This window comes from Burkholderia sp. NFPP32 (assembly GCF_900119325.1).
Lineage (GTDB): Bacteria > Pseudomonadota > Gammaproteobacteria > Burkholderiales > Burkholderiaceae > Burkholderia > Burkholderia pyrrocinia_C.
In genome coordinates this window covers 22728-38167 of sequence record NZ_FPJP01000011.1, presented here as the reverse complement: position 1 = coordinate 38167, position 15440 = coordinate 22728, and the positions used below count along the sequence as shown (strand labels likewise).

General features: G+C 67.8%; 13 protein-coding genes. 12 read left to right on the top strand and 1 reads right to left on the bottom strand.

Going from position 1 to position 15440, the window contains the following annotated elements:
• The first annotated feature begins 20 nt into the window (after positions 1 to 20).
• The 3 genes from BT264_RS20700 to BT264_RS20690 all read left to right on the top strand — a co-directional run bounded on the left by BT264_RS20700 (position 21) and on the right by BT264_RS20690 (position 2859).
• A complete protein-coding gene (locus BT264_RS20700) occupies positions 21 to 377 on the top strand; it encodes a hypothetical protein (protein WP_072440594.1) in 357 nt (118 codons plus the stop codon).
• Between the two features lie 65 nt (positions 378 to 442).
• Positions 443 to 1111: a haloacid dehalogenase type II gene (locus tag BT264_RS20695; protein WP_072440596.1), complete on the top strand. Its 669-nt coding sequence runs from the start codon at positions 443 to 445 to the stop codon at positions 1109 to 1111.
• Positions 1112 to 1320: 209 nt separating this feature from the next.
• Positions 1321 to 2859 (top strand): methyl-accepting chemotaxis protein, encoded by a 1539-nt coding sequence (locus BT264_RS20690; RefSeq protein ID WP_072440598.1) that lies wholly within the window; start codon positions 1321 to 1323, stop codon positions 2857 to 2859.
• A 53-nt stretch (positions 2860 to 2912) separates the two neighbouring features.
• Here the strand turns inward: BT264_RS20690 and BT264_RS20685 are convergent, their stop codons facing one another.
• Positions 2913 to 3257 (bottom strand): cupin domain-containing protein, encoded by a 345-nt coding sequence (locus BT264_RS20685; RefSeq protein WP_072440600.1) that lies wholly within the window; start codon positions 3255 to 3257, stop codon positions 2913 to 2915.
• A gap of 495 nt (positions 3258 to 3752) precedes the next feature.
• On the opposite strand from BT264_RS20685, the gene BT264_RS20680 reads away from it, so the two are divergent.
• The 9 genes from BT264_RS20680 (at position 3753) to BT264_RS20640 (ending at position 15390) form a co-directional block, all read left to right on the top strand.
• A complete protein-coding gene (locus BT264_RS20680; RefSeq protein ID WP_072440602.1) occupies positions 3753 to 5339 on the top strand; it encodes an ABC transporter substrate-binding protein in 1587 nt (528 codons plus the stop codon).
• A gap of 79 nt (positions 5340 to 5418) precedes the next feature.
• On the top strand, positions 5419 to 6372 hold the full coding sequence (locus BT264_RS20675; RefSeq protein ID WP_072440604.1) for an ABC transporter permease: 954 nt from the start codon (positions 5419 to 5421) through the stop codon (positions 6370 to 6372).
• A 30-nt stretch (positions 6373 to 6402) separates the two neighbouring features.
• Positions 6403 to 7359 carry an ABC transporter permease gene (locus tag BT264_RS20670; RefSeq protein ID WP_072440664.1) on the top strand — a complete coding sequence of 319 codons (957 nt, stop codon included), beginning with the start codon at positions 6403 to 6405 and terminating at the stop codon, positions 7357 to 7359.
• The gene (locus BT264_RS20665) at positions 7359 to 9230 is read left to right on the top strand and encodes an ABC transporter ATP-binding protein (protein ID WP_072440606.1); all 1872 of its coding nucleotides are present in this window, start codon (positions 7359 to 7361) and stop codon (positions 9228 to 9230) included. Before BT264_RS20670 ends, BT264_RS20665 begins: the two co-directional genes overlap by 1 nt.
• A 468-nt stretch (positions 9231 to 9698) precedes the next feature.
• Positions 9699 to 10154, top strand: coding sequence for a helix-turn-helix domain-containing protein (locus tag BT264_RS20660; RefSeq protein ID WP_072440665.1), 456 nt, complete (start codon positions 9699 to 9701; stop codon positions 10152 to 10154).
• Positions 10155 to 10462: 308 nt separating this feature from the next.
• Entirely contained in the window at positions 10463 to 11197 is a 735-nt protein-coding gene (locus BT264_RS20655) for a cupin domain-containing protein (protein ID WP_072440608.1), read from the top strand.
• A 2-nt stretch (positions 11198 to 11199) separates the two neighbouring features.
• Complete coding sequence (locus tag BT264_RS20650; protein ID WP_072440611.1) at positions 11200 to 12525, top strand: NAD(P)/FAD-dependent oxidoreductase; 1326 nt, start codon at positions 11200 to 11202, stop codon at positions 12523 to 12525.
• 133 nt (positions 12526 to 12658) lie between these two features.
• Positions 12659 to 13936: an NAD(P)/FAD-dependent oxidoreductase gene (locus BT264_RS20645; protein WP_072440613.1), complete on the top strand. Its 1278-nt coding sequence runs from the start codon at positions 12659 to 12661 to the stop codon at positions 13934 to 13936.
• Complete coding sequence (locus BT264_RS20640) at positions 13933 to 15390, top strand: aldehyde dehydrogenase family protein (RefSeq protein WP_072440615.1); 1458 nt, start codon at positions 13933 to 13935, stop codon at positions 15388 to 15390. The genes BT264_RS20645 and BT264_RS20640 overlap by 4 nt, the downstream gene beginning before the upstream one ends.
• Positions 15391 to 15440 lie beyond the last annotated feature (50 nt).

Sequence of the window (15440 nt, the reverse complement as noted above, 5' to 3'; positions counted from 1 at the left end):
CGGACTCCGGATGGGTAGGAATGACATCTCGACTCTGCCAGCGCCGCCGCGGCGCGGATAGGACGATTCGCCTGTTTTCCGGCGGCAGCGGCCGCTCGCGTCAGATCGACGCAAACCCGCTCGATCGGCGCGAACGAACACGCGTATCGTGCCGGCGCGCGCTGCCGATCCGGCAACTCCTGCTGTGGGAATGCCACTACGATGAAGGCGCGGTGTCGCTGCCGCTTGCCGGCGAGCCGCGTCGGCCGGCAGCCTGCCCGGTTTTTCGCGAGGCTCGCCGGATCGTGCCGCACATCGTGCTGCACGATCCGGGCAACTCGCGGCGATTGTGCGTTTTGGGCGGCGCCGAACGATGTGCGAACGACTTTTTGCCCTGATTCAATTTCGTTGAACCCAGCCCGTCCCCGGCCCTGCCGGGGCTTCACACCGACAGGACGTCATCATGATCCAATTTGAACCGAAGTTCATCACGTTCGACTGCTACGGCACGCTGACCCGCTTCCGGATGGCGGAGCTTGCGCGCGAGATTTACGCGGACCGGCTGTCGCCGGTCGCGATGGAGGACTTCGTGCGCGCGTTCGCCGCTTATCGGCTCGACGAGGTGCTCGGCGCCTGGAAGCCGTACCGCGACGTCCTCGTCAACGCGATCCGTCGCACCTGCGCGCGGATCGGCGTGACGTTCGACGAAGCCGAGGCCGAGCGTTTCTATCATGCGGTTCCGACCTGGGGCCCGCATCCGGACGTGCCGGCCGGCCTGTCGCGACTCGCGAAGAAGTACAAGCTGGTGATCCTGTCGAACGCAATGGACGACCAGATCATGAGCAACGTCGACAAGCTCGGCGCGCCGTTCCACGCTGTGTTCACCGCGCAGCAGGCGCAGTCGTACAAGCCGCGCATGCAGGGCTTCGAATATATGTTCGGCAAGCTCGGCTGCAAGCCCGAAGACGTGCTGCACGTATCGTCGAGCCTGCGCTACGACTTGATGACGGCCGAGGATCTCGGCATCAAGCACAAGGCGTTCGTCAATCGCGGCCACGAGCCCGGCACGCCGTTCTACAACTACTACGAGGTGTCCGACATCGGCCATCTCGCGACGCAGCTCGGCCTGTAAGCGCCGCGCCGGCTGCGCGCGAATGTGCCGTGCGACGCGCAGCCACCCTGGCACACCCGGGGCGAATCCAGGAGCGGCCGGCCCGGCCGCTTCGTCGTGCGCGTACGATCGGCGCACGAAACAAGGGTAATTACCGATGCGATGACGTTCAAGGTAGAGCCGCCAGCGCCGATATATGTACCGAATGGTTAATATCGCGAGGCTCCCGCATGAAGTTGTCCACGAAACTGCTGATGCTCGTCGCGGCTGCGCTGCTCGGCGTCGTATTGCTCGCCGCGATGTCGCTGCACACGCTGCGCGGCGCGCTGATCGACAGCCGTCGCGAAGAGATCGTCATTCTCTTGACGAAGGCCGAACATCTGGTCAATTCGTACCGCGCGTTGCAGGCGAGCGGTACGCTCACCGCGGATCAGGCCCAGCAGCAGGCAAAAGCCGCGCTGTCGGCGCTCAACGCGGATACGAAAAGCTACTACTGGGTCACGACTGCCGACGGCGTCAACCTGGTTCATCCGAACGCGAAGTTCGTCGGCACGCGGGCCAAGGGCAACCGCACGACCGGCGGCCTGACCGATAGCGAGGCTTACCGTGCCGGGATGGCGCAGGCGCATTTCGCGCTCGTCGACGTGCTGGTCAAGCGCAGCCCCGACGCGGATGCGGTGCCGAAACTGCAGGGCGTGGTCGCCATTCCGGACTGGAACTGGTGGATCGGCACGGGATTCTTTTACGACGATATCGACGCGGCCTTCACCCGGCTCGCGATGGTGCTGGGCGCCATCGCGCTCGTCATCGCCGCGACGCTGGCGGCAATCGCATGGGGCGTCCTGCGCAGCGTCAGGCGCATGCTGGGCGGCGAGCCGGCGCACGCGACGCACATCGCGGCGCGCATCGCCGCCGGCGAACTGGACGTCGAGTTCGATGCGGCCAAGGCCGCGCCGGGCAGCCTGCTTGCGGCGCTCGGCGAAATGAAGGCGCGCCTGACCGAGACGATCGCCGAAATCCAGACCACGACCCACTCGATCGCCGTCGGCACCGGCGAGATCGCGCAAGGCAACCTGGACCTGTCGCAACGCACGGAGGAACAGGCCGCGTCGCTGCAGGAAACGGCCGCCAGCATGGAACAGATCACGTCGACGGTCAGACAGAATGCCGAGAATGCGCGTCAGGCCAATGCGCTCGTCACCACGGCCAAGGAGGCGACCGAACTCGGCGGTGCCGCCGTGCAGGAGGTCGTCGAAACGATGCGGCAGATTTCCGAAGAGTCGGTGCGGATCGCCGACATTACCGTCGTGATCGAAAGCATCGCGTTCCAGACCAACATTCTTGCGCTCAACGCCGCGGTCGAAGCGGCGCGAGCCGGCGAGGAAGGGCGCGGGTTCGCGGTCGTGGCCTCGGAGGTCCGCTCGCTTGCCCAGCGCAGCGCCGCGGCGGCGAAGGACATCAAGGGGCTGATCGAGGTGTCGGTCGAGAAGGTCGGCAGCGGCAGCCGGCTCGTCGAGGCGGCGGGGACGCGCATGACGGAGATCGTCCGGTCGATCGACCGGGTCGCCGACATCATGGGCGAGATCTCCACGGCCTCCGCCGAGCAAAGCACCGGCATCGAACAGGTCGGCAAGGCGGTGTCGCAAATGGACGAAGTCACGCAGCAGAACGCCGCGCTCGTGGAGCAGGCTGCCGCGGCCGCTTCCTCGCTGGATGAACAGGCGGCACGGTTGAGGTCCGCGGTAGCGGTGTTCCGGCTGGCCGGCTGAGCGGCCTGCCGGGGGAGAAACCGGGCGCGGCGCGCATGCGCGGCCCGCCCGCGTCAGAAGATCACATACACCTTGCGCATCGTCTCGCGCACGTCCCACAGCCCTTCGGTGTTCGCGGCGAAGAACAGCGCGTCGCCCGCGCCGAACTCGATCGCTTCCTCGCCATCCGGCGCGAACGTGCCGGCGCCGGCGAGGAAATGCATCACCTCCGCTTCCTTCACTCCGCGCCGGTAAGTGCCCCGCGTGCATTCGAACACGCCGGTGTCGAACGCCTCGCTGCCCGGGATCACGACCTGCCGCCCCGACACGCGGGCGCGCCCGGTGCCGGGCAATCCGGCCGTGCCCCGGTCTTCGGGCAAGTCGGTGTCGACGGAGCGGGAAATCTTCTGAACTTTCATGGGCGGGTGTCCTCGCGGTGGTGGGAAATCGCCCCGGCGCGGCGGCTGCGAGGGCGGCTCACGGTCGCACGCGCGCGCGGCCGGCGCCCGGGACATTTCGCTCGTTTCGACCCGCGCCGCCCCGCGAGCGTGCAATCGACGCAAAACATGCGGTTTGGGGCCGTCGAACGCGTTTCGGATGCCGAACGGGCAATTTTGTCGGTGCAATCTGCGGCGGCCGTCGCTTTACGATTCTCTTCATCGCGCATGTGTCGCGGGGCGACGGGAAGACAACGCGGCACACGCGCTCGCGCAGCAATTCATGCTGCGCGGACGGCCCAAAACGGTCGAATCGTGTCGTGCAGGTGCCCCGAATCGCGACAACCGCCATTTTGGCGGTGCTTAAATGAACTCAATGCGTACGACGTTGCACTCGCTACCAGCAGGCGGGCGCGGCGGGAAACTCGAACCACGCTGGACCCCAGGACCCACTTTCCACAGTCAGGAGCAGTTCGGATGAGCGACGATATCGACAACGGCGGTGATCACCGCGGCTTCACGCGCCGCGACATGATGCGGATCATGGCGGCGGGCGGCATGATGGCCACCGGCGCCGGCGGACTGCTGATGGGCACGCAGCCGGCGTTCGCCGCGCCCGCGCCGAAGCGCGGCGGCAAGATCCGCGTGGCCAACGAATCCAGCTCGACGGCCGATACGCTCGACCCGGCCAAGGGCTCGACGGGCGCCGACTACGTCCGCTTCTTCATGTTCTACAGCGGCCTCACGCAGCTCGATGCGAGCCTGACGCCGCAGATGAATCTCGCCGAGTCGCTGCAGACGACCGATGCGAAGACCTGGATCGTCAAGCTGCGCAAGGGCGTCACGTTCCACGACGGGAAACCGGTCGGGCCGGCCGACGTCGTGTTCTCGCTGATGCGCCACAAGAACGCGGCGACCGCATCGAAGGTCAAGCCGCTCGCCGACCAGTTCGCCGACGCGAAGGCGACCGGCCCGGACGAAGTCACGCTGACGCTCACGAGCGCGAACGCCGATCTGCCGGTGATCCTCGCGACGCCGCAACTCGTGATCGTCAAGGACGGCACGACCGACTTCACGACCGGCATCGGCTGCGGCCCGTACAAGCTGAAGGCGTTCAAGCCGGGCGTGTCGACGGTCGGCGTGCGCAACGACAGCTACTTCAAGCCCGGGATGCCGTATCTCGACGAGATCGAGCTGATCGGCATCAGCGACAGCGCCGCGCGCCTGAACGCGCTGCTGTCCGGCGACGTGCACCTGGTCAACGCGATCGATCCGCGCTCGACGCAGCGCGTCGCGTCGACGCCCGGCTATGCGCTGAAGGAAACCAAGTCGGGGCTCTATACCGACCTCATCATGCGCAGCGAAAGCCCGCTGACCGCGAACCCCGATTTCGTCGAAGGGATGAAGTACCTGTTCGATCGCGAGCAGATCCGTTCGGCCGTGTTTCGCGGCTACGCGGTGATCGGCAACGACCAGCCGATTCCGCCGGGCCATCGCTACTTCAACGCGTCGCTGCCGCAACGGTCGTACGATCCGGACAAGGCCAAGTTCCTGTTCCGCAAGGCGGGCGCGCTCGGCGTCGCGCTGCCGCCGGTCTATGCGACGTCCGACGCGAACGGGTCGATCGAAATGGCCGTGCTGCTGCAGCAGGCCGGCCAGAAGATCGGGCTGAACCTGCAGGTGAACCGCGTGTCGCCCGACGGCTACTGGTCGAACCACTGGATGAAGCACCCGCTCGGCTTCGGCAACATCAACCCGCGTTCGAGCGCCGACGTGCTGTTCACGCAGTTCTTCAAGTCGGACGCACCGTGGAACGAGTCGGGCTGGAAGAATGCGAAGTTCGACCAGTTGCTGCTCGCCGCGCGTTCGGAGACCGACGATGCGAAGCGCAAGCAGATGTACGGCGAAATGCAGGCGATCGTCGCGCAGCAGGGCAGGGTCGGCATCCCCGCGTTCATCAGTTTCCTCGACGGGTACGACAAGCGGCTCGCGGGCCTCGGCTCGATTCCGACCGGCCCGATGATGGGCGGCATGTTCGCCGAACACGTATGGTGGAACGCCTGACGCCGTCGCCTGCCGCCGCCGCGCGGCCGGTGCGGGCCACCGCCCCGGCCGCGCGCGGCCTTTCCGGGAGTGCCGCTGCATGAACCGAATCCTCATCGGGCTGATCGGCCGGCGCATCGCGGTCACCGCGCTGACGTTGCTGATCGTGTCCGCGATCATCTTCACGATCACGAACCTGCTGCCGGGCGATGCCGCGCAGGCCGCGCTCGGCCAGTCGGCGACGCCGGAAACGATCGCCGCGCTGCGCCAGCAGTTCGGCCTCGACATGCCGGCGCACGTGCGCTACGTGCACTGGCTCGCCGGGCTGCTGCACGGCGATTTCGGCCGCTCGCTGTCCGGCGACATGCCGGTGTCGGACATGATCGGCGGGCGCCTGCCGAAGTCGCTCGCGCTCGCGGCGATCACGACCGCGGTATCGGTGCCGATCGCGCTGTTGCTCGGGATACTCGCGGCGGTCAAGCGCGAGTCGGTGGTCGATCGCGTGATCAGCCTCGGCACGCTGTCGCTCGTCGCGACGCCGGAATTCCTGATCGCGACGGTCGCCGTGCTCGTGCTGGCCGTGAAGCTGCATTGGCTGTCCGCGCTGTCGTACAGCGGCCCGATCGAAAGCGTCCACGATTTCCTGCGCGCGTATGCGATGCCGGTGCTCACGCTGTGCGCGGTCGTGATCGCGCAGATGGCGCGGATGACGCGCGCCGCGGTGATCGAGCAACTGAGCGCGTCGTATGTCGAGATGGCCGTGCTCAAGGGCGCGAGCCCCGCGCGCGTCGTGCTGCGCCATGCGCTGCCGAACGCGATCGGGCCGATTGCCAATGCGGTCGCACTGAGCCTGTCGTATCTGCTCGGCGGCGTGATCGTCGTCGAGACGATCTTCAACTATCCGGGCCTCGCCAGCCTGATGGTCGATGCGGTCGGCAACCGCGACTTCCCGCTGGTCCAGGCGTGCACGCTGATCTTCTGCGTCGCGTACCTGATGCTCGTGCTGTTCGCCGACCTGTGTTCGATCGTGTCGAACCCGCGACTGCGGACCTGAGCGTCCCGTCCTTCTCCCGAGATGCCGAACATGCACCCGACCGAACCCGTACAACGCAGCAGCGCGCTGCCGCCGCCCGGCGATCCGCGCCCGTCGTGGGGCGACACGCCGCCTGCCGCACCGTCCCCCGAGCAGCCGCGCAAGCGCCGCGCGATGCGCCCGGCACTGACCACCGGCGGCTGGATCGGCCTGTCGATGGCCGGCCTGATGCTGTTCGTCGCGGTGTTCGCGCCGCTGCTCGCACCGCACGACGTCGGCTCGATCGTGACGCCCGACGTGTTCGCGCCGTTCAGCGCGAAGCTGCCGTTCGGCTCCGACTTCCTCGGCCGCGACATGCTGAGCCGGATCCTGTACGGCACGCGGCTGACCGTGCTGCTCGCGCTCGCGGCGGTGCTGCTCGCCGCACTGACCGGCACGACGCTCGGGCTGCTCGCGACGGTGTCGGGCCGCGCGGTGGACGAGACGATGAGCCGGCTGCTCGACGCGCTCACGTCGATTCCGTCGAAGATGTTCGCGCTGATGTTCGTCGCCGCGTTCGGCTCGTCGCTGCCGCTGCTGATCCTGACCGCCGCGGTCAGCTACATGCCGGGCTCGTACCGGATCGCGCGCGCGCTGGCCGTGAACATCAGCACGCTCGAATTCGTGCAGGTGGCGCGGGCACGCGGCGAGAGCGCGCTGTACATCGCGTGCGTCGAGATGCTGCCGAACATGATTCACCCGATGCTCGCCGACACGGGGCTGCGCTTCACGTTCGTCGTGCTGCTGCTGAGCGGCCTGAGCTTTCTCGGGCTCGGCGTGCAGCCGCCGTACGCGGACCTTGGCTCGCTCGTGCGCGAGAACATCGCGAGCCTCGGCGATGGCTCGGCCGTCGCGATCATGCCCGCGGTCGCGATCGCGATCCTGACGGTGGGCGTCAACCTGTTGATCGACGGCCTGCCGCATCGCGGCCGCCGCAAGGGCGCGGCCGCCGCCGCGGGAGAACACTGATGCGACATGAATCGACTCCGCTCGTCGAGGTCAGCGGGCTGCGTGTCGTCGGCGGCCGCCCGGGCGGCGCGGAAACGACGATCGTCCACGGCGTCGACTTCGAGATCCAGCGCGGCGAGGTGCTCGCGCTGATCGGCGAGTCCGGCTCCGGCAAGACGACGATCGCGCTGGCGTTGATGGGCCATGCGCGCGCCGGCTGCCGGATCGCGGGCGGCTCGGTGAAGCTCGCCGGCACCGACGTATGCGCGCTGTCCGCGCCGGCGCTGACCGCGCTGCGCGGCCGCAAGGTCGCGTACATCGCGCAGAGCGCGGCCGCCGCGTTCAACCCGTCGCGCACGATCCTCGACCAGGTGATCGAGAGCGCGCTGATTCACCGGACGATGTCGAAGCGCGACGCGCAGGCGAAGGCGGTCGAGCTGTTCCGCGCGCTCGCGCTGCCGGAGCCGGAAACGATCGGCAAGCGCTATCCGCACCAGGTGTCGGGCGGCCAGTTGCAGCGGCTGATGGCGGCGATGGCGCTGATCACCGATCCGGAACTGGTGATCCTCGACGAGCCGACCACGGCGCTCGACGTGACCACGCAGATCGACGTGCTGCAGGCGTTCAAGAGCGTGATCCGGCGCTACGGCATGAGCGCGGTATACGTGTCGCACGATCTCGCGGTCGTCGCGCAGATGGCCGACCGGATCGTCGTGCTGAGCGACGGCGTGATCCGCGAGGCGGGCGATACCGAACAGATCCTGCATGCGCCCGCGCACCCGTACACGCAGAGCCTGATCGCGGCGGTCACGCCGAACGGCGCCGAACGCGACGCGAAACCCGCGGCCGCCGCGCCTGCGCCGTTGCTCGACGTGCGCGGCGCGGTCGCCGGATACGGCGCCCGCACCGCGAAGGGCCTGCCGGCGAAAGTGATCCTGCACGAAGTGGACCTGCGCATCGGGCGCGGGCAGACGGTCGGCGTGATCGGCGAATCGGGCTCGGGCAAGACGACGCTCGCGAAGGTGATCGCGGGCCTCGTGCCGGCCGACGGCGGGCAGATCCTGCTCGACGGCGAGCCGCTCGCGCTCGATATCGGCAAGCGCACGAAGGAGCAGCATCGCCGCGTGCAGATCGTGTTCCAGAACGCGGATACCGCGCTCAATCCGGTGCATACCGTCGAGCGCACGCTCGCGCGGCCGCTCGCGTTCTATCACGGGATCAAGGGCGCGCGTGCGCGGCAGCGCGTCGCGGAGCTGCTCGAACTCGTGCGGCTGCCGCCGGCGGTCGCGGGGCGGCGCACCGGCGAGCTGTCCGGCGGGCAGAAGCAGCGCGTGAACCTCGCGCGCGCACTCGCGGCGGAGCCCGACCTGATCCTGTGCGACGAAGTGACGTCGGCGCTCGATACCGTGGTCGGCGCCGCGATCATGGACTTGCTGCGCGAACTGCAGGCGAAACTCGGCGTGTCGTACGTGTTCATCACGCACGACATCGCCAAGGTGCGCGCGATCAGCGACGACATCGTCGTGCTGTACGCGGGCCGCCGCGTCGAGACGGGTAGCCGCGACGCGCTGTGCGCGCCGCCTTATCACCCGTACTCGCACCTGCTCGTGTCGTCGGCGCCGGAACTGCGCGCGGGCTGGCTCGACGATGCGGCCGAGCGTTGCCACCGGCCGCTGGTGCCGATCGGTGCGAGCGCGGACAACACCGGGCTGTGCCCGTTCCTGTCGCGCTGCCCGATGCGGATCGACGGCGTATGCAATCAAACGGCACCCGTGCTGCGCACCCTCGACAACGGCGCGCAGGTGCTGTGCCATCGCAGCGAGGACGACCTGACGCGCTTCCAGGCGGAGCCGGCGGCGGTCGTCCCGCCGGTGCAGCCGGTGCGCCTGTAGTGCGCCGCGCCATTCGTTTACCGTGCTCGCGTGCGCCGGCGATCGGCTTTCCGCACAGGCTGCCGCGGCGCTCGCGAAAAACGGTGGATTGTGCGTGCGCCGTACCCGAATACGCGGCAACTGCGCTTCTTGATGGTGATTAAATGGTTTTCAACGAGCGATCGCCGATCATCGTCGCCGGAAGGCTTGGAAAGGATCCGATGAAACCCGAATCGTACTGGCTGGATATTCGCCGCGCGTGTCGCGCCGGCCGTGAAGGGCCCGCCGAAGGGCGGGCCGACGTGGCCGTCGCCTCTATCGTGCGTTCGGGGTCCGCGAACATCGCTCCCGGTTCGCACCCGGCGTCGGCGGCACCATGGCGCGGTTGATCGACACCGGCGCGGCCGGCACGCCGATCGAGCCGTTCGCGATCGCGCGCTTCGTCGCGCCGGCCACTACCGCGCGGGCGGCCGCATGAGGACGGCGAACATGGTCGATCTGTTCCACGAGCCGGTCGAAAGTGCGGTGCTCCGCGCTGCCGGCGTCGGGCGCCCCGTATCGACGGCCATCGACGACGTGCTGCGCACGATCGATGCGTCGTTCGCGCAGCCGCTGAATCTCGATACGCTCGCGGCGGTGGCCGGGTTGAGCGTGTCGCGTTTCACCGCGCGTTTTCGCAGCGAAATCGGGCTGTCGCCGCATCGGTATCTGTGTCTGGTACGGGTTCGGCGAGCGCAGGACTTGCTGCGCGGCGGCGTGGCGCCGTCGGTCGTGGCGACCGAGGTCGGGTTCTTCGACCAGAGCCATCTGTGCCGGCATTTCCGGCGGGTGCTCGGGATTACGCCGCGCGATTACGTGAGCGCGCGCTCGGGTGGGGCGCCGGGGCGAACCACGTCGATGCGTACGCGCGCCGAACGCCGGGACGCGTCCTGTCACGCCGCGTAAGCGCAAGCGCGGGTACGCGGTTGCGACCGGCCCTGGCTGCCCGGTGAAGACGCCTGCCGGCCATGGCGTGGTCATTAAACCGTGCTTAACGATCGCTTTGCTGGAGGTTAATCAATCGGTAAGACCTGCACCGCATAATTGGAGGCACGAACCACCAGCGGCGCGATTCAATTATTTCGCAACGAATACGCGTTATCGAACAAATCAATACTCCTGACGGTTACCGGATGCGAAGTCGCGAGAACGGCGATTTCCGGGACCGCCCCAGGACACTCAACAAGATCGTCGCGCCATGCGCAGGAGCAGAAATGACCGTAGCGTTCGTGTTGCACCGTGCCGATGGCACGCCTTTGTCGACTGTTTTCCGCAGGAAGCCGTTCGGCGAGAACGACCCGTTCGGGCCACATCGTGAAATCGCATGGGAAGGCCCCGACTCGATGGCCGCGGGCCGTATCGGCTTCGTCGGCGAACTCGACGCGGCGAGCTTTCCGCACATTGAAACCATCGTCGTCGTGGCAGGCGAGCTGACGCTCGAAGTGCCCGGAGCGGCGCCGTTGGTGCTCGGTCCGCAAGCAGGGGCGGTCATCGGCAGCGGCACGGCGGTTCGCGTCAGCGCGGCATCGCCCGTGCTTTTGATGTTCTGCGCGGCGGCTTGCACGAACCCGACCAGACGCGGCCTCTTCGCGCTGCGCGCCGACGCCGACTTCAAGCCGTCCGCATCGCTGCCGGCCGACGTGCTGCTCGGTCCCGCTCCGCAATGCCGCAGCGACAACGTCTTCGTCGACGACGGCGCGGATTACTGCGCGGGTACGTGGGATTCGACGCCGTATCATCGGATCGTTCGCCCGCATCGCGTGAACGAGTTCATGCAACTGCTGGCCGGCAGCGTACGCTTCGCCGCGCCTGACGGCAGCGTGCTGTCGCTCGGCGCCGGCGACGCGCTTTTCGTGCCGCGGGGCGCACCGGTCGGGTGGGAAAGCAGCGATCGCGTGGCGAAGTTCTACGTCGTGCAAAACGTCCAGGTTTCAACCGAGCAACATTGATCATGTCACCTCCACTGCAGCACATACAAACTTCGCCCACGCTGCCGGCCGCGGCCGACGTCGTCGTGATCGGAGGCGGGATCATCGGCGTCTTTACCGCCTACTACCTGGCCCGGCGCGGGGTGTCGGTCGCGCTGGTCGAGAAGGGCAGGATCGGAGCGGAGCAGTCGAGCCGCAATTGGGGCTGGTGCCGACAGCAAAACCGCGACGAGCGCGAGTTGCCGATGGCAAGCAAGAGCCTCGATCTCTGGGAACGATTTGCCGCCGAATCCGGTGAAGACACCGGTTTTCATCGTTGCGGGCTGTTGTATCTGAGCAATGACGAAGCCGAATTGTCGCGTTGGTCCAGTTGGGGCGAGTTCGCCAAGACCGCGGGCGTGACGACCTACATGCTCGACAGCCGGCAGGCGAGCGAGCGCGGGCAGCCCACCGGGCGCTCGTGGAAGGGCGGCGTCTTTTCGCCGACCGACGGCACCGCCGATCCGGCGAAGGCCGCGCCGGCCGTGGCCGCTGCACTGATGAAGCTCGGCGGCAGCGTCATCCAGCAGTGCGCGGCCCGCGGCATCGAACGCGAGGGCGGGCGCGTTTCCGGCGTCGTCACGGAAGCCGGGGTGATCAAGACCAGGACGGCCGTGCTCGCCGGCGGCGCGTGGGCGTCGTCGTTCTGCCGTCAGCTCGGCATCCGGTTTCCCCAGGCGTCGATCCGCCAGTCGATCCTGAGCGTGTCGCCTGTCGAGCAGCGCTTGCCGGATGCGCTGTACACCTCCGGCGTGTCCATTACGCGCCGCAGCGACGGACGCTATGCACTGGCCATCAGCGGCCGCGCGCGCGTGGACGTGACGCCCCAGTTCCTGAGATTCGCGCCGTATTTCGTGCCGATGTTCGCGAAGCGCTGGCGCAGCCTTCTTCCGGGCGGCCTCGAAGGCATGCGCGGCGGCCACGAAACGCTGAAGCGGTGGCGGCTCGATGCGCCGACACCGATGGAGAGGGTGCGAATTCTCGATCCGAAACCCGATATGCCGACCGTCACCGAAACGTACCGCCGTGCCGTCGAACTGCTGCCCGAACTTCGCGAAGCAACGATCACGCACGCATGGGCCGGGTTTGTCGACAGCACGCCGGACGGCGTCCCGGGTATCGGCGAAGTGCCGGGCCTGCCGGGATTGATCCTGGCCGCCGGCTTTTCCGGGCACGGCTTCGGCATCGGCCCGGGCGCAGGCCACTTGATCGCGGATCTCGCCACCGGTGCGCAACCGATCGTGGACCCGCTGCCGTATCGGCCCGGCCGATTCGGCGAATCCGCGTGGGGCAAGGTCGCCGATTTTTAGTTGACGGCCGTGACGCGGAAGGCGGTGGCGGCGTTTGAACGATGCGCTTCGGTTCGGATCGCGCGGCCGGCAGGATCGGTGCGGCGAATGTCCGCCGGCTTTCCGGTCTGGCACGTCAGCTTTGGAGTGTGTGATGCGTTTCAGTTCCTACTGGCTCGATACGTCCGAGCCATTCGCGGGCAGCTCGCCGGAGCTGCCTGACGGAAGTTGCGACGTGATCGTGGTGGGCGGCGGGATCACGGGCTCGGCGGCTGCGCTGGCGCTGTCGAAAAAAGGCGCACGGGTCGTCGTTTGCGAAGCGGGCACCGTGGGGCAGGCGGCGTCGGGGCGCAACGGCGGCATGTGCAACAACGGCTTCGCGCAGGATTACGCGTCACTGTCGCAGCGCATCGGCACCGAACTGGCCAACCGGTTGTATCTCGCGTTCGATGCGGGTGTCGACACGGTCGAGCGGCTGGTCGCGGAGGAGTCGATCGACTGCGATTTCGCGCGCCGCGGCAAGCTCAAGCTCGCGGCGAAGCCGGGGCACTACGACAAGCTGGTGCGAAGTCAGGCGCTGCTCGCCGCGAGCGTGGACCCCGACACGCGCGTGGTGACGAAGGCGGAACTGCGCGACGAGATCGGCTCGAACCGTTATCACGGCGGGTTGATCTTCGGGAAGAGCGCCGGGATGCACGTCGGCCGCTATGTGCGCGGTCTGGCGAACGCCGCGCAGGCGCGCGGCGCGCACATCCTGGAGCATGCGCCCGTGCTCGGCTTGAAGCGGGAGGCGGGCGGTGCATACGCGGTGCATACGCCGCTCGGCGAGATTCGTGCGCGCCAGGTGCTGCTCGCGAGCGGCATTTCGCAGGTGGGGCCGTTCGGCTGGATCCGGCGCAGGATCGTGCCGGTCGGCGCGTTCATCATCGTCACCGAGCCTTTGCCGCGCGAGCTCCTGGACCGGTTGCTGCCGACTCGCCGGATGGTCACCGACACGAAGAACTTCGTCAATTTCTTTCGCGTCACGCCCGACAACCGGATGCTGTTCGGCGGGCGTGCGCGTTTCGCGGCGTCGAACCCCCGTTCGGACGAAAAGAGCGGGCTGATCCTGCGACAACAGATGGCCGGCGTGTTTCCCGAGCTGGCCGGCGTGCGCATCGACTATTGCTGGGGCGGCATGGTCGACATGACGGCCAACCGCCTGCCGCGCGCGGGCCAGCGACAAGGCGTTTACTACTCGATGGGCTATAGCGGCCACGGCACGCACATGGCCACGCTGATGGGCACGCTGATGGCGGAGATCATGGACGGGCGAGCCGATCTCAACCCGTGGAAAAGTTTCGACTGGCCCGCCATTCCCGGCCACTTCGGCAAACCATGGTTTTTGCCGTTCGTGGGCGCGTGGTACCGACTCAAGGACACCCTGCAATGAATTCACCTGTGCGTCACCTGATGCAAGCCGGAAGGCTGGACCGGTTCTTCATCGACGGAGACTGGGTCATGCCCGACGGCGGCGACCGGTTCGCGGTCGTCTGCCCGTCCACCGAAGATACACTCTGCGACATCCCGCTCGGCAACGCACGCGACGCCGGCCGCGCGGTGCGGGCCGCGCGCGATGCTTTCGAACGCTGGGCCGCGACGTCGCCGCAGCAACGCGCCGCGCTGCTCGACCGCATTCATGCGCTGATCCTGGAGCGCGCCGAACTGTTCGCCGCCGCGCTCGCGATGGAAATGGGCGCGCCGATCAGCTATGCGCGCGGTGCCCATGTGCCGCTCGCGGCCGAACATGTCCGGGTCGCGCGCGATAACCTGGCGAGCTACCCGTTCGTCACGCGGCGGGGGACGACCGCGGTCGTGCGCGAGCCGATCGGCGTGTGCGCGCTGATCACGCCGTGGAACTGGCCGATCTATCAAATCACGGCGAAGGTCGGCCCCGCGCTCGCGGCAGGCTGCACGGTGGTCCTGAAACCGAGCGAGCTGTCGCCGCTCAGCGCGTTGCTGTTTGCGGAAGTGATCGCCGATGCGGGCGTGCCCGCGGGCGTATTCAACCTGGTGAGCGGCAGCGGAACGGAAGTAGGCGCGTCGCTCGCGTCGCACCCGGAGGTCGACATGGTTTCGATCACGGGGTCGACGCGTGCGGGCGTACTGGTCGCGCAAGCGGCGGCGCCGACCGTCAAGCGCGTCGCGCAGGAGCTGGGCGGCAAGTCGCCGAACATCGTGTTGCCGGATGCGGACCTGTCGCGTGCCGTCGCGCCGGGCGTGGCCGCCGCGTTCCGGAACATGGGCCAGTCGTGCAGCGCGCCGACCCGTCTGATCGTCCCGCGCGGCGTTCTGGGCCGCGTCGAAGAGCTGGCCGTCGCGGCAACGGAACGGATGGTCGTCGGCGATCCGCTCGTCGAAGCGACGACGCATGGCCCGCTGGCCAATCGCGCGCAGTTCGATCGCGTCGGGCAGATGATCGACGCGGGCATCGACGAACGGGCGAAGCTCATCGCCGGCGGGCCCGGCCGGCCCGCGGGTTTCGATCGAGGCTTTTATGCGCGGCCGACCGTCTTTTCCGATGTCCGCACCGACATGACGATCGCGCGGCAGGAGATCTTCGGTCCGGTTCTCGCCATCCTTCCTTACGATACCGTCGAGGAAGCCATCGCGATCGCGAACGACACGGTTTACGGGCTCGGCGCACATGTGCAGGGTACCGACATGGAGCGCGTGCGCGCGGTGGCCGCGCGCATCCGGTCGGGTCAGGTGCATCTGAACTACCCGGCATGGGACCCGCAGGCTCCGTTCGGCGGCTACAAGCAGTCGGGGAACGGTCGCGAGTACGGGATCGAAGGCATGGAAGAGTACATGGAAATCAAGTCGATCCTGGGTTTTCATGATTGAAGCCGCTGCTGCGCGCGATGCGGCGGCAGTCCTGATTTGAATCCGCTTGC

What these genes read in the sequence shown, in the direction of transcription:
- BT264_RS20700 (WP_072440594.1), top strand. Translation starts at nt 21, where the DNA reads ATGACATCTCGACTCTGCCAGCGCCGCCGCGGCGCGGATAGGACGATT.
- BT264_RS20695 (WP_072440596.1), top strand. Translation starts at nt 443, where the DNA reads ATGATCCAATTTGAACCGAAGTTCATCACGTTCGACTGCTACGGCACG.
- BT264_RS20690 (WP_072440598.1), top strand. Translation starts at nt 1,321, where the DNA reads ATGAAGTTGTCCACGAAACTGCTGATGCTCGTCGCGGCTGCGCTGCTC.
- BT264_RS20685 (WP_072440600.1), bottom strand. Translation starts at nt 3,257, where the DNA reads ATGAAAGTTCAGAAGATTTCCCGCTCCGTCGACACCGACTTGCCCGAA.
- BT264_RS20680 (WP_072440602.1), top strand. Translation starts at nt 3,753, where the DNA reads ATGAGCGACGATATCGACAACGGCGGTGATCACCGCGGCTTCACGCGC.
- BT264_RS20675 (WP_072440604.1), top strand. Translation starts at nt 5,419, where the DNA reads ATGAACCGAATCCTCATCGGGCTGATCGGCCGGCGCATCGCGGTCACC.
- BT264_RS20670 (WP_072440664.1), top strand. Translation starts at nt 6,403, where the DNA reads ATGCACCCGACCGAACCCGTACAACGCAGCAGCGCGCTGCCGCCGCCC.
- BT264_RS20665 (WP_072440606.1), top strand. Translation starts at nt 7,359, where the DNA reads ATGCGACATGAATCGACTCCGCTCGTCGAGGTCAGCGGGCTGCGTGTC.
- BT264_RS20660 (WP_072440665.1), top strand. Translation starts at nt 9,699, where the DNA reads ATGGTCGATCTGTTCCACGAGCCGGTCGAAAGTGCGGTGCTCCGCGCT.
- BT264_RS20655 (WP_072440608.1), top strand. Translation starts at nt 10,463, where the DNA reads ATGACCGTAGCGTTCGTGTTGCACCGTGCCGATGGCACGCCTTTGTCG.
- BT264_RS20650 (WP_072440611.1), top strand. Translation starts at nt 11,200, where the DNA reads ATGTCACCTCCACTGCAGCACATACAAACTTCGCCCACGCTGCCGGCC.
- BT264_RS20645 (WP_072440613.1), top strand. Translation starts at nt 12,659, where the DNA reads ATGCGTTTCAGTTCCTACTGGCTCGATACGTCCGAGCCATTCGCGGGC.
- BT264_RS20640 (WP_072440615.1), top strand. Translation starts at nt 13,933, where the DNA reads ATGAATTCACCTGTGCGTCACCTGATGCAAGCCGGAAGGCTGGACCGG.